Origin of the sequence: Gardnerella sp. 2492 (assembly GCF_050320365.1) — a bacterium.
Taxonomy (GTDB): domain Bacteria; phylum Actinomycetota; class Actinomycetes; order Actinomycetales; family Bifidobacteriaceae; genus Bifidobacterium.
Map to the genome: position 1 here is coordinate 798,110 of NZ_CP186952.1, position 14,551 is coordinate 812,660.

The 14,551-nt window shown below is 43.3% G+C and carries 11 protein-coding genes; 9 read left to right on the plus strand and 2 right to left on the minus strand.

Translation table 11 applies throughout. The features are described 5' to 3' along the window. Nucleotides 1-139: 139 nt before the first annotated feature. Nucleotides 140-919 (plus strand): beta-carotene 15,15'-monooxygenase, encoded by a 780-nt coding sequence (locus ACPFYS_RS03095; RefSeq protein WP_427875866.1) that lies wholly within the window; start codon nt 140-142, stop codon nt 917-919. Nucleotides 920-1,063: 144 nt separating this feature from the next. Here ACPFYS_RS03095 and ACPFYS_RS03100 read toward each other — a convergent pair whose 3' ends face one another. After that, entirely contained in the window at nt 1,064-1,558 is a 495-nt protein-coding gene (locus tag ACPFYS_RS03100) for an inorganic diphosphatase (protein ID WP_004105658.1), read from the minus strand. A gap of 359 nt (nt 1,559-1,917) precedes the next feature. Between ACPFYS_RS03100 and ACPFYS_RS03105 the strand changes: the two genes are divergently transcribed. The 4 genes from ACPFYS_RS03105 to pgl all read left to right on the plus strand — a co-directional run bounded on the left by ACPFYS_RS03105 (nt 1,918) and on the right by pgl (nt 8,034). Next, nucleotides 1,918-4,479, plus strand: a complete 2,562-nt coding sequence (locus ACPFYS_RS03105; RefSeq protein WP_427877622.1) for an acyltransferase family protein — start codon at nt 1,918-1,920, stop codon at nt 4,477-4,479. 108 nt (nt 4,480-4,587) lie between these two features. Beyond that, on the plus strand, nt 4,588-6,168 hold the full coding sequence (zwf, locus tag ACPFYS_RS03110; protein ID WP_427875867.1) for a glucose-6-phosphate dehydrogenase: 1,581 nt from the start codon (nt 4,588-4,590) through the stop codon (nt 6,166-6,168). Then, nucleotides 6,165-7,106, plus strand: a complete 942-nt coding sequence (locus ACPFYS_RS03115; protein ID WP_427875868.1) for a glucose-6-phosphate dehydrogenase assembly protein OpcA — start codon at nt 6,165-6,167, stop codon at nt 7,104-7,106. The genes zwf and ACPFYS_RS03115 overlap by 4 nt, the downstream gene beginning before the upstream one ends. A 103-nt stretch (nt 7,107-7,209) precedes the next feature. Beyond that, nucleotides 7,210-8,034: a 6-phosphogluconolactonase gene (pgl, locus tag ACPFYS_RS03120; RefSeq protein WP_427875869.1), complete on the plus strand. Its 825-nt coding sequence runs from the start codon at nt 7,210-7,212 to the stop codon at nt 8,032-8,034. 80 nt (nt 8,035-8,114) lie between these two features. On the opposite strand, the gene gndA is transcribed toward pgl, so the two are convergent. After that, nucleotides 8,115-9,569, minus strand: coding sequence for an NADP-dependent phosphogluconate dehydrogenase (gene gndA, locus ACPFYS_RS03125; protein WP_427875870.1), 1,455 nt, complete (start codon nt 9,567-9,569; stop codon nt 8,115-8,117). 424 nt (nt 9,570-9,993) lie between these two features. Between gndA and nrdH the strand changes: the two genes are divergently transcribed. The 4 genes from nrdH (at nt 9,994) to nrdF (ending at nt 14,233) form a co-directional block, all read left to right on the plus strand. After that, the gene (nrdH, locus tag ACPFYS_RS03130) at nt 9,994-10,254 is read left to right on the plus strand and encodes a glutaredoxin-like protein NrdH (RefSeq protein WP_427875871.1); all 261 of its coding nucleotides are present in this window, start codon (nt 9,994-9,996) and stop codon (nt 10,252-10,254) included. A gap of 2 nt (nt 10,255-10,256) precedes the next feature. Next, the gene (gene nrdI / locus ACPFYS_RS03135) at nt 10,257-10,757 is read left to right on the plus strand and encodes a class Ib ribonucleoside-diphosphate reductase assembly flavoprotein NrdI (RefSeq protein WP_427875872.1); all 501 of its coding nucleotides are present in this window, start codon (nt 10,257-10,259) and stop codon (nt 10,755-10,757) included. Nucleotides 10,758-10,833: 76 nt separating this feature from the next. Next, entirely contained in the window at nt 10,834-13,071 is a 2,238-nt protein-coding gene (nrdE, locus tag ACPFYS_RS03140) for a class 1b ribonucleoside-diphosphate reductase subunit alpha (RefSeq protein ID WP_427875873.1), read from the plus strand. An 82-nt stretch (nt 13,072-13,153) separates the two neighbouring features. Continuing rightward, complete coding sequence (gene nrdF, locus ACPFYS_RS03145) at nt 13,154-14,233, plus strand: class 1b ribonucleoside-diphosphate reductase subunit beta (protein ID WP_427875874.1); 1,080 nt, start codon at nt 13,154-13,156, stop codon at nt 14,231-14,233. Nucleotides 14,234-14,551 lie beyond the last annotated feature (318 nt).

Consider the following 14,551-nt stretch of genomic DNA (forward strand, 5'->3'; position numbering starts at 1 on the left):
CAAAATTAAATACTATTACTAAGCTGTAAATAATTTTTTAATTAACCAAATAATCACAAAGTGGACGCTGAGGACTACATTAGTTATAAGTAAGGCATAAAGAAGCCCAATAAGACTGTCAATACAGACAGGAGAATGAATGATCAGCAACAACAACGAGCATACAGAAATGCCAACGCATGCCAACGTTGTAGGAAACAACAACGAGACAGAACGTAAATCTAGTTACAATCCTGCATTAATTGTTGCAACGCAACTGATTACAGTTGTGCTTCTTGTTACAGCAGCCTTGCTAAATACTTCAACACACAAGGTGATTATTGTTCTTTGTGCGATTATGATTGCGCTTCTTGTAATATTTTGGCCGTTTAAAAGTAGCATTATTGATAGGGCAATATCGGCAGCCTCTGGTTGCGTTTCTCTTTGGTGCGTTACGCTCTCATTAAAAGGATTACTTCCAAGTAGCGTTATAGATAATGAAACTGTTTGCATGCACAAGTTCGTTGCAGCAATGCGACCATACGAGCGCTGGGCTGTGTCGTTTGCTTTAATACTAGTTGTAGCGACTTTTGTTAGTTTCTTTAGACAAATGCTTCGTGAAAAAAGAACAAATTTAGTACGAAATCTTTCACACACATTAACTGCTTGCGTATCTTGCGCTGCAGCCGCAGGGTGGATGTTTTTGCCTTCTATTATCAAATTTACTGCATCATTACGTAATTTTAATTACGGGATTTTCGTTGCCTCTTCTGGAGCACTAGCAGTAATCGTACTTTCTGCACTATCGCACTTGTGGTCGAAAGGAATTGACCATGATTCAAATATTCCGCTACCTTCTATTGGCATAGCACTTGTACCGATTATGATGTGCGGATTGGTTATATACGCAGTTGGTTTAGGAATGCTTTTAGTTGCTTAATTTTTGAAATAAAAAGTGGCAAGAATTCCGTATGCACTTTATGTATCTTACGGATTTTCTTGCCACTTTATTTTTACTTTAATAAAATTCTCGCAACGTAATATTACTTAATTTATTACTTACAGAATCTTATAGTTTAATATTTTACTTTTCGCTTTCTTCCAAGCGCTTGCGAGCTGCGACGATTTCCTTCTCAGCCTGCTCTACACCAGCCCAGAAGTCACCAGGAAGAACTTCCTTGCCTGGCTCCAAAGCCTTGTACTGCTCAAAGAAGTGCTTGATTTCAGCCTTGTGGTACTCGTTCACATCATCAATATCCTTGATGTCGTCGAAACGAACATCTGCTGGAACGCACAAAACCTTATCGTCTCCGCCAGCTTCATCAACCATGTGATACAAGCCAACAGCGCGGCACTCAACAACGCATCCTGGGAACACAGAATTTGGAATCATAACAAGAGCGTCGAGTGGATCGCCATCTTCACCCAAAGTGCCATCAATATAACCGTAATCATCTGGATAACCCATAGCTGTGAAAAGGGTACGATCCAAGAACACACGACCTGTTTCGTGATCCACTTCATACTTATTCTTAGAACCGCGTGGAATCTCTACCACGACGTTAAAAGTTTCTGCCATTTTGGCTCCTTTAATAACAAGTCATAAACTTTGCTATTTCACTTTACCGCGCGCCAAAGAGGAGAATAATTAACCCAATAAAATAAAGTCGTAAAATCGCACAAAATAACACAAAATAAGCTAAGCAATATTAACAGAATAACAATGTTTTACAAGTAAAATAAACACGTAAAAATAAGACACGCTCTACACTTCAAGACTGTCTCAATACGCAGTTATTATCATCATGATTTATTCAAAAAATGCTATAAAACAAAAGCAGATACCAGCGAAATGCAGGCATTATGTCACAGAAGAAATTAGCAGCCGTTACCGCTGTTTCACAGGGTTCAACCGCCCCTGAATATCAAAGCGAAACAATGATTTCTACTAATGGCAATCTAAATGAAAGTGGCAATTTAAACACGTCTAATAATCAGAATCAAAATACGCAATCATCACGTAGAAATCCTGCAATAGACGGTTTACGCGCATTGGCTATTGTGGGAATTGTTTGCTTCCACATGAGGCCAGTAGGACTTCAAGGTGGTTTTCTTGGAGTTACGTTATTCCTAGTTTTAGCAGGATACTTCTGCACTAGCACAATTCTTCGTTCGCTTAGCGGCAATAGCGGCGACTCTAGGATGCACTACTGGAAATATTTGTGGCATAGGATTATTAGAATATTCCCTTCGACTCTGGGAATTATTGCAGTTTTTGCACCGGTCATGTGGCTTATGTCTCCTAGCCTGCTACCAAAATTACAGTCAGACGCATTATATGGGGCAAGTTTTACTAGCAATATCTCTTACATAGTTCGTAAGCTTTCATATTTTGAACAAGCTGGATTACCTTCTCCAATTAAACACTTATGGTATCTCGGCATTATTATGCAAGCTTTTGTGATATGGCCACTACTTTTGTGGATTATTGTAAAAGTATTTAAATCGAAAACAATAAGAGTATTTGTTACTCTCTTATTAACTTTAGCTTCTAGCGCAACTTGTGCATTTATCTCCTGCTCTAGCAGTGATTATATGACACCTGCACGCGTTTACTATGCTCTTGATACTAGAGCATCCGAGTTTCTTGTGGGCGCTCTTGTTGCCATGTGTAGCACTTGGTTTGCAAACTATCCTATAAGAGCACTTTTTGGAAATATTTTTGACGTAATTACAAAAAAGCAGCAACTAAAAACTGTTATAAAGCAGTTAGATCAGCACGCTTTACTATGCGAGCAGCTTAAATATCAGAATGTAAATAGCACTAACGGTATTAACGGCACTAACAACGTCAACGCTGTTAACAGTTTTAACGTAACTAATAGCAATTTTGCTGATAATATTCCTGAAGATTTGCGAGCAGGATTACAGATTGATATGTACGATGGCAAAGGTCAAGGTGAGTATTACGAAAACAGCTCACAAAATTATGCTGCTGTCGCAAATCAGAACAATCCTTCCACATACGAATCAGATATTGTGGAACTTCCAGATGACGTATTTAATCGGGAGAAAGAACGCAATTACGCTCCTTCTCCTGCATGGCAGCGTTCTATTATAGGCATTGCAGCAGTAGCAGTATTATGCTGGCTTTTTGTAAAAGAAGATGGAACCTCACTATGGCTTCCACGCGGAGGGTACACTGCTGTTGCAATATTATGCGCTGTAATACTTTCTGTATGCAAAAATGAAGATAACTTGTGCTCTAAGATTTTTGCGTTCGCGCCTTTTGCATATCTCGGAAAACGCTCTTTCGCTTTATATTTAGTACACTTCCCAATTCTAGAAGTCTGCAATCCTGCAACTAGAACAACTCTCGCTCCATGGTGGGAACAAGTCGCGCAATTTGTTTTATCACTGATTGTTGCAGAATGTTTCTACAGAATATTTGAGATGCCTGTAACTCATAAGCAGTTCTCTCTTAGTATGCTCAAGTTTGATCAAAACGAAACTGCTTACGATAATCAAATTAACAGTTCTGTTATTCCTGCTACGCAAGCGTATGATACTGCACAAAATATGGGTCAAAATACTGCAGAAAATACATCAGAATACGGTATTGATAACAGCAGTATAAATGTTTTAAGTAGAGCAGTACGCACTCCTTCCGCACTACGACAAACAGCAACTATTTTATGTGCAGCACTAACTGTAATTCTTATTTTTGTTCCTCTAAATTGGAAACAAATCGCTCAGGATCGCGCAATTCAGCTTCGTCCAGAATTGGCTGCGCCTGTACAAGAAGCACCATTGCCTGGATTACAGAATCCTAACGGTGCTTTGGCAAATAAAAATGGAAAGGCTACTGCCAAAGCGCATCGCAAGAAATTCACAGGTAAAGTGGTAGATACTTCAAAAATAGCTACGCCTCCTGCACCTTCAAAACACCGTATTTTAAACGCGATTGCTGAAAAAGTTCCAGAAAATCTTATAACTTCACACTCAAGTATTGACAGTACTAAAGGCACTTGCTCAGCAAAATTCACAATGGTTGGCGATTCTATTACTGAAGGCGCAAAACCTTATTTGCTGCGTTCTCTTCCTAACGCTTTTGTCGACGGAAAAGTTAGTAGGCAAATTTTCCACGGAGCAGAAAGCTATGTACAAGACATTAATAATGGTCACCCTGGTGAGATTGTTGTTTACGCACTTGGAACGAATGGTCCACCTCACGACGAAAGCGTTTTGCAGCACATGGTTGATGTTGCCAAAGGTAGACCAGTGTATTTCGTCACTACTCGCGTGCCGCAACCATGGCAAGACACTACTAACGATCGTTTGCGCAAGTTCGCTGCCAAACACCCTAACGTTGGTATCATAGACTGGCATGGGCTAAGCAACGGTCATTCAGAATATTTGACTGATGACGGAGTTCACTTAACGCCAGTTGGCGGTCCACAGTATGCTCGAATGATTCGTTTAGCAGTGTGCGGAGGGTGAAATTTAAAGCTTCAATAGCGCGCTAAAAAAACTTTTTAATACTAGATTGACCGTATTAAATCGCGTTTCGCGTGGTGAAAATAGCAGCGAAATATTACGATAGTATTTATGACTGAGTTGAGGACACCATGTGATTCGCAAGGCGTTGGGGCGGATACGCCTAATTGGACAAATCCGTTACGCGATCCACGAGACTTGCGTTTGGCTCGTATTGCAGGACCGTGCAGTTTAGTAATCTTCGGAATTACTGGAGATTTAGCGCGCAAGAAGCTTATGCCAGCCGTATATGATTTGGCTAATCGCGGGCTTTTGCCTCCAGGATTTGGTTTAACTGGTTTTGCAAGACGCGATTGGACGGATGAGCATTTTGTAAACTTTGTGCGCGAAAATATTGAGCAGCATTGCAGAACGCCATTTCGTGAATCAACTTGGATTAATCTTGCTAAAGGCATACGTTTCGTACGTGGTACTTTTGACGATGCATCCGCGTTTGAGCGTTTAAGCAAAACTGTTAACGAGCTAGATAGAGACCGAGGCACTCGCGGAAATCACGCTTTTTACATGTCTATTCCGCCTTCCAGCTTCCCAGTTGTTGCACAACAGCTTGCAGCATCCGGTCTTTCGCACTCTTCTGAACATGCTTGGCGACGCGTAATTATTGAAAAGCCTTTTGGTCACGATTTAGCGAGCGCGAGAGAATTAGATCGCGTTGTTTCTGAAGTTTTTGATCCTAATTCTGTGTTCCGAATTGACCATTATTTAGGTAAGGAAACTGTGCAAAATTTGCTAGCTTTCCGCTTTGCTAACGCAATGTATGAGCCGATTTGGAACGCAAATTACGTTGATCATGTGCAAATTACAATGGCTGAAGATATTGGCATTGGCGGAAGAGCTGGATACTATGACGGAATCGGTGCTGCTCGTGACGTTATTCAGAACCATTTGCTTCAACTTATGGCTCTTACTGCTATGGAAGAGCCTGTAAGTTTCCGCGCTAGCGATTTGACTGCTGAAAAAACGAAAGTTTTATCCGCAATCAGACTTCCTCAAGACTTGGCTGCTAATACTGCTCGAGGACAGTATGCAGCCGGCTGGCAAGGATCATATAAAGCTGTTGGATATTTAGAAGAACAAGGTATTGATCCTAAAAGCACTACTGAAACGTACGCCGCAGTGCGACTGGATGTTGATACTCGCCGTTGGGCTGGAGTTCCGTTCTACTTGCGTACAGGCAAACGTTTAGGTAAGCGCGTCACAGAAATTGCTGTTATTTTTAAGCGCGCTCCGCATTTGCCGTTTGAGTCTACTGCTGTAAGAGAACTTGGAAGTAACGCTATTGTGATTCGAGTTCAACCGGACGAGGGTGTTACTATGCGCTTTGGCGCGAAAGTTCCTGGAGGAACTGCTATGGAAGTGCGTGACGTTTCTATGGACTTTAGTTATGGACGCTCTTTTACAGAAAGTTCCCCTGAAGCTTACGAGCGATTAATTCTTGACGTGCTTCTTGGAGAGCCTCCACTGTTCCCGACTACTGAAGAAGTTGATTTGAGTTGGAAAATTCTCGATCCTATTGAGGAATTCTGGAGTTCTCTTGGCACACAACCTCAACCGTACCGCGCTGGAACGTGGGGGCCTGCAGAAGCTGATGCCATGCTTGCTCGCGATAATCGCCATTGGAGGCTGCCATGATTATCAATCTTTCTGATACTAATACCAGCAAAATTGCAGCTAAAATCGACGAGTTGCACGAAGAGCGTGGTGAATCTGCTACTGGCCGCGTGCTTACTTTACTTATCGATACGACTTTTAAAGAGTTAGAACATGCGCTTGAAGCTGCGAATAATGCAAGCCGCGAGCATCCGTGCCGAGTTATTGCCATGGTTCGTGACTGGTCTAGTGAACACGCAGCTGAACGTGGTGAAATCGTGCCAAATCTTGACGCTCAAGTGCGTTTTGGTGCGGATGCTGGCGCTGGCGAAATCATTATTTTGTATCCGCATAATGGTTTAGTTCGCCACCCGGATACGCTTGTTATTCCGCTACTTGTGCCAGATGCACCGATTGTAGCATGGTGGCCAACTGATGCTCCTGAGGATCCTGCTCACGATTTGCTTGGAGCTATGGCAAGTAGCAGAATCACTGACGCTCAGCGAGCAAGCGATACTCTTAAAACTGTACAAAACTTGCGCAAAAACTGGTCTCCTAAAGATGTTGATTTATCTTGGACGCGCTTAACTCCTTGGCGTGCACTACTTGCTTCTATGCTTGATCAGCCACCTCATTTACCTATTATTAGTGCGAAAGTTACTGGCCCTACTCACTATGTGTCTTTGCATTTGCTTGCAGCTTGGTTGAAGAGCAGTTTGCACGTACCGGTTGAAGTAGTTGAAAATCCTAATGCTCAAGCAATTACTTCCGTAACTTTAGAGCGCGAGGACGGAACATTGTCCCTTACTCGCCCTGCTGGTGGAGATCAAGCTTTGATTAGTCTTCCCTATCAGACTGCTCAGCCTATTGCGCTTCCTATACGAACTTTGGATGATTGTTTAAGTGAAGAGTTGCGTAGAATTGATCCCGACGAGATTTATGCACAACTTGTACTAGATAATCCAACCGAAAATTCGTGAAACATTACGTGAAACATTACATAAGTAAAGTAATACGTAAATGAAACACTAGGAAACTAAAGCGAAATTAATCGTTTAAAAATAAGAAATTGAGGAAATGAATATGGTAGATAATGAAGTCACCTTTGCGCATAACGCTGTAGTTTACGGCTATGATAATCGAGATGTACTGGCAGCTGTTGCAGCACAACGCTTGGTGACTCTTATTATGGAATCACAGAATGATGTGCGAAATCTGAATAAGCCATTTCATTTATTACTTACTGGCGGCACTGACTCTATTAGAATGTTCCAGATGCTTGCTAGTAACCCACTTTTGCCAGCAATTAATTGGAATTTAGTACATATTTGGTGGGGCGACGAACGATTTGTCTCATATGACAGCGATGAGCGTAACGCAAGAAAAGCTCGTGAAATTATTCTTGATATGCTTACTTCCAACAAAGTTTTGCCTGAATCACATGTTCACGAAATGCCAGCTGACGATAGAAGAGTTGATGAAGTAGTTAACGCAAGTGATGTTGAAAATGCTGCTCTTCTTGATGAAGCAGCACGCGAGTATGAGGAAGAAATTACGGGGCTGCTTGGAAAGGAACCTGTGTTTGATTTAGCTGTACTCGGAATGGGGCCTGACGCTCATATGGCTTCACTTTTCCCAGGTTTGCCACAGGTAGAAAATCGAAATCGTTTAGTTCTTGGAGTAAATCACTCCCCTAAGTTGCCGCCTATGCGCTTAACTCTTACCGTTCCTGTATTAGCTCACAGTAGACGTACTTGGTTCTTAACTGCAGGAGAAGAAAAGGGAGTTGCTTTAATGAATGTACTTTCTGGTGATAATAATCCAGAATACCCTGCGTCTTTTGCAAACGGAACTGACGAAATCTGCTGGTTTACTACAGCAGAAACTTTGCAAGCTGCAATCCAATAATCTGCATAATATTCAGAACAATAAAAACAGGCCTTTGCATTGTTATGCAGAGGCCTGTTAGTTGTAAATATTATTTTAATTTAGTCTTGCTTTACTTCTGGGCGATTAGGATCTGCCCACAAAGTGTGGAATACGCCTGGCTCGTCAATGCGACCGTAAGTGTGTGCACCGAAGAAATCGCGCTGAGCCTGAATAAGTGAAGCTGGCAAACGCTTGGAACGCAAGCCATCGTAGTACGCAAGCAAGCTGGAGAATGCTGGAACAGGCACACCATGCTCCACTGCGCGCGCAATAACCCTACGCCACGCAGCCTGAGACTTCTCAATAGCAGCCTTAAAGTAAGGAGCAAAAAGCAAAGAAACGCTTGCTTCACCAGACTCAAAAGCCTCAGAAACGCGATTCAAGAACTGAGCGCGAATAATGCATCCACCACGCCAAATGCGAGCAACCGCAGCCTGATCAATCTTCCAATCATGTTCAATCGCAGCAGCGGCAATCTCGTCAAAGCCCTGAGCGTAAGAAACAATCTTAGAAGCGTACAAAGCTTGGCGAATATCCTCAATAAACGCCTTACGCTCAGCATCGTTCAAATCAAAATGCATATCTGGACCAGTCAAACCCTGATTTTCAGCAGCTTCTCGCAAAGCAACCTGGCTGGAAAGTCCGCGAGCAAACACGGCTTCAGCGATACCCGTAACTGGTATTCCGAGCGAAAGTGCAGACTGTACAGTCCAAGTACCAGTACCCTTCATGCCAGCGTGATCCACCATCATCTCAACCAAAGGCTTACCAGTCTTAGCATCCTTCTGACGAAGCACATCAGCTGTAATTTCAATCAAATAAGAATCAAGTTCGCCCTTATTCCACTCGCTGAACACGTCCGCAATTTCGTCGGACTTCATTCCCAAACCGCGAAGCATTAAGTCGTAGCTTTCAGCGATAAGCTGCATATCCGAGTACTCGATACCATTGTGAACCATCTTCACAAAGTGGCCAGCACCATCAGTACCAATATGCGTTACGCAAGGTTCACCTTCTGCAACAGCCGCAATCGACTTCAAAATAGGGCCAAGAGTCTTCCAAGATTCCTCAGTGCCACCAGGCATCATCGAAGGACCGCGAAGCGCACCTTCTTCACCACCAGAAACACCGCAACCAACGTAATGAAGTCCACGCGCGCGGATGTCGCGCTCTCTGCGAATCGTATCTTCAAAGTAAGAGTTTCCACCGTCGACAATAATGTCTCCCGGCTCCATAGCATTTGCAAGCTCTTCAATAACAGCATCAGTAGGAGCGCCAGCTTTTACCATGATGATTGCAGTGCGAGGACGCTTCAGAGAAGCAACGAATTCTTCGACAGTTTTAGCCGGCACAAAAGCACCTTCGCTACCGTGCTCATTCATCAAAGTTTCAGTGCGTGAATAATGACGATTGTAAACAGCAACTGTATTGCCGTGATGCGCAAGATTACGCGCTAAATTCGACCCCATAGCCGCCAAACCAACAACGCCAATATTTGCCTGGGCTTCCGTCATAATGACACCTCTTATCTTTTATCTTGTTATATTTGCACGCACGCTTTGCGTACTCAAGCAATCTGCATTAAATATAAAATGCACAATTTTTACTTAGCGTTACGCCCCTTCAAGAAACGCACTTTTTAATTTTATCTACCTATATGCACAAGGAAGTATATTGCGAAGATATGTGAAAATTCTTAATAAATTTTGTGATATAAATTACATTTTCATACAGCATAAATATCATCCAAAATCTTTTTATCAGCACGACACGCTTACAAACACGCTATTTTTAGATATTTTAAACAATAACTATATGTAGTGTTTGCATAATCGACACACCACTATAAATAGTGCTTATTCGGAGTAAGCTAACTATTTGGCTTTTGTCGATACAACAAGGAATTACAGAAATTCCCCATCACCAGAGGAGATTGAAATGACTATTACAGTGTTTACTAAACCTCATTGCCCGCAGTGTGATGCCACTAAGCGACAGTTCACAAAACTTGGCGTGAACTTCGAAACTGTAGATTTGTCAAAAAGCCCTGAATCACTCGAACAGTTACGAAATGCAGGTTACCGTCAAGCGCCTGTAGTAATTGCTCCAGACGCATCCTGGAGTGGGTACCGTCCAGATTTAATTGCGCAAATTGCGGATAAACTCGGATCTTCCGCAGAAACAGCAAAAGAAGCATAAAAATGTGTGATCAAGAAAATATGTCACAACCAAGCGAGCCAGAAGCGCGCGCACAAGGCGAATCAATCGGAGCTGTAGTCTATTTTTCTTCCGTCTCCGAAAACACACTACGATTCGTAAAAAATTGCGATTTTCCAAGCAACAATGTGAACGTATATCGCATACCACTTCGACCAAAAGAGCCAGAATTGCACGTTCGCGAGCCATACGTTTTGATTGTGCCAACTTACGGCGGCGGAAATATTTCTAAAGCAATACCAATGCAGGTGCGAAAATTCCTAAATAATCGCGAAAATCGTTCATTTATTCGCGGAGTAATTTCTTCCGGAAATACGAATTTTGGAGAAGCATATTGCGCTGCAGGCGGTCAAATTGCAGGAAAGTGCGGCATCCCAAATATGTACTCGTTTGAGCTCACGGGAACTCAAGAAGATATTGAAAAAGTAGCGCAAGGCATACCGAGATTTTTAAGGCAATTAAAAGAAACAGAAGAAACGAAATAAACAAAAAGCACATAAGCAACAAAAACAACCAGCGTTTGAAAAGCAAAAATAACGCACGAGGAAAGGAATAAAACCCATGAACAGCACGGATCCGATGAGCGAATCTACTGCGCTTAATCTTGATCACACTGACGACGCCAGCGAAACTGCAAACGCAGCTGCCAGCAGCACAGCAGAACGTATTCGAAATAGCCGCGACTACCACGTTCTTAACGCTATGCTCGGTCTTTTCGACCCAGAAAAAGGCATTCAGTTCGATAAAGATCAGGAAGCAGAAAAGCTTTACGTTTCGGGTTACGTGCAAGAGCACAGCATGAAGTTTGCTTCTACTCGCGAGCGCTTAAATTATTTGATTAACAACTACTATTACAACGGCAACGTGTTCGGAAAGTATAGTGACGAGTTTCTCGATAAATTCTACGAGCACGCTGAAGCTGCTCACCACACTTTTGGTACATTCTTGGGTGCTTTTAAGTTCTACACTTCTTACGCTTTGAAGACTTTCGACGGCAAGCAGTATTTGGAAAACTTCGCTCAGCGCGCAGCTGCAGTCGCTTTGGAACTCGCAGACGGCGACGAAAAAGCAGCGCTAAACTATTTGGACGAGATGCTTGCAGGCCGCTTCCAACCAGCTACACCAACGTTCTTGAATCTTGGTAAAGCTCAGCGCGGCGAGGCAGTAAGCTGCTTCCTTGTGCGTTTGGAAGACAATATGGAGTCTATTGCGCGCGGAATTAATTCTGCTTTGCAGCTTTCTAAGCGCGGCGGCGGCGTGGCGCTTTTGCTTACGAATTTGCGCGAGCTTGGCGCTCCTATTAAGCGCATCGAGAACCAGTCGAGCGGTGTTGTGCCTGTTATGAAGCTTTTGGAAGATTCATTCTCTTACGCTAATCAGCTTGGCGCTCGTCAGGGCGCTGGTGCCGTGTATATTAGCGCTCACCACCCAGATATTATGCGTTTCCTCGATACTAAGCGCGAGAACGCGGACGAGAAGATTCGTATTAAGTCGCTTTCTTTGGGCGTTGTGATTCCAGATATTACTTTCGAGCTTGCTAAGCGTAAGGAAAAGATGGCTTTATTTAGCCCTTACGACGTTGAGCGTGAGTATGGCAAACCTTTTGCAGATATTTCTGTTACCGAACATTACGATGAGATGGTTGCAAATCCTCGCATTCACAAGAAGTACATCGACGCTCGCGAATTCTTTATGACGCTTGCGGAGATTCAATTTGAGTCTGGCTACCCTTACATTTTGTTTGAGGATACTGTAAATCGCACGAATCCTATTGAGGGTCGCATTACTATGAGCAACTTGTGCTCCGAGATTTTGCAAACTCAAGAAGCAAGCACTTATAATGCCGACTTATCTTATAGTCACGTTGGTCGCGATATTTCTTGCAATCTTGGCTCGCTTAATATTGCTAAGGCGATGGATGGCGACTTGGGTACAAGCGTTGAGCTTGCTGTGCGCGCTCTCACTTCTGTTTCAGAGCATACTTCGATTGATTCCGTACCTTCGATTCGTCGCGGTAACGAAGAAGGCCACGCTATTGGCTTGGGTCAAATGAATTTGCACGGTTTCCTTGCTCGCGAGCACATGCAGTACGGAAGCGAGGAAGCTATTGACTTTACAGACATGTACTTTATGACGGTTGCTTACCACGCTTATAAGGCTTCTCACGCTTTGGCTGTGGAGCGCGGCCGCGCTTTTGCAAGCTTTAAGACTAGCGCTTACGCTAAGCCTGCAGGCAAAGGCAACTATTTCGATAAGTATACGGACGGCAGCCGCTCTCTTGAGCCTAAAACGCAAGCGGTTCGCGATTTGTTTGCTCGTTTTAACGTTGCGATTCCAACTGTTTCGGACTGGGAGCAACTGCGCGACGAGATTTTGCGCGACGGCATTTACAACGAATATTTGCAAGCTGTTCCTCCAACTGGTTCCATCTCGTACATCAACCATTCCACGAGTTCGATTCACCCGATTGCTTCTCGCATTGAGATTCGCAAAGAGGGCAAAGTTGGCCGCGTCTACTACCCTGCCGCTTACATGACGAATGACAATATGCAGTACTTTAAGGATGCTTACGAGATTGGCTGGAAGGCGATTATTGACACTTACGCTGAAGCAACTCAGCATGTAGATCAGGGATTGTCGCTTACTTTGTTCTTCCCAGATACTACGACTACTCGCGATTTGAACAAAGCTCAGATTTACGCGTGGCGTAAGGGTATTAAGACTCTTTACTACATTCGTATTCGCCAGAAGGCTTTGGAAGGTACGGAAATCGATGGTTGCGTAAGCTGCACGCTGTAAACCTTATGGTTGCAAATCTTCCACAAATTAAATCAAAAACTTAAAAATTTTATAAAACGTAAACACAAGATCAGGAGTAATTATGACAGAACTCGATCCAACAGAACTGCGCAGTAGCCTCGATAAGCCTTTCGGCACGAACCGCGTAATCGCAGACGACGCTATGATGACAGATTCCATCACTCCAGCTCAATACCGCTACCATCACGGATCTCGCGTGCGCCCAGTTAATTGGAACAATATTGTTGACGACAAGGATTTGGACGTTTGGAATCGTCTTATTGCTAACTTCTGGCTTCCTGAAAAAGTGCCACTGAGCAACGATATTCCTTCTTGGCGTTCCCTCACCGATCTTGAGCGCAAGACAACTACTCGCGTTTTTACAGGCTTGACTTTGCTTGATACCAGCCAGGCAACTATTGGCGAGCTTTGCCAGATTGAGCACGCTCGCACTGAGCATGAGCAGGCTATTTACACGAATATTGCTTTTATGCAGTCAATTCACGCTCGCTCCTACTCCTCTATTTTCTCCACTCTTTGTTCTAGCGAGGAGATTGACGAGGCTTACCGTTGGGCTGTTGGAAACGACGTTTTGCAGCAGCGCGTTACCACCGTGCTTTGCGAGTACGAGAGCGAAGATCCGCTTAAGCGTAAGATTGCAGCAACTATGCTTTCTTCTCTGCTTCTTTACGCGGGCTTCTATCTTCCGCTTTACTTTGCTTCTCGCGGCAAGATGATGAACACTGCCGATATGATTCGCCTAATTTTGCGCGATAAGGCGATTCACGGCTACTATTCTGGCTACAAGTTCCAGCGCGGTTTGGAGCTTAGAAGCGAGAGCGACAAGAAGAATCTTGAAAAGTTCACTATGAACTTGCTTGATACTTTGTATGATTTGGAAGTTGAGTATTCTGGTCAGATTTACGAAGGATTTGACTTCCACGATGACGTTTTTGATTTCGTTCGTTACAACGCTAACAAGGCTTTGATGAACCTTGGCTACCCAGCTAAGTACAGCGAAGAAGAAACTCACGTAAGCCCAGAAATTCTCGCAGCTCTTTCTCCTGCAGCCGACGAAAATCACGACTTCTTCTCCGGCTCTGGTTCCAGCTACATTATGGGCAAGTCGGTTGAAACCGACGACGATGATTGGGATTTCTAGTCACTTAGTTGCTTCATTGCTTCGTTAATTAGTTAATCAGTCAGGTTGCTTATGTACTTTTCATAAGCAACCTCTTTTTTTATTTAATTATTTAAGAATATTTACATTTTGAAACTATTTTTAAATATCCGCGTACTTATGGAGTTATCGTGGCAGTTTTTGCTAATTTTGCAATTTTTGCCACGATAACGTGTATAACATAGCAACGAAACACTATTCTGCATCGCAGATTAACTTCTTATTTGCGTTTGCTACGCAAAGGTTCATCCAAATACTCGGTCGAAATACGTCCAAATACTCGATTAAAGCGCAAGAAAG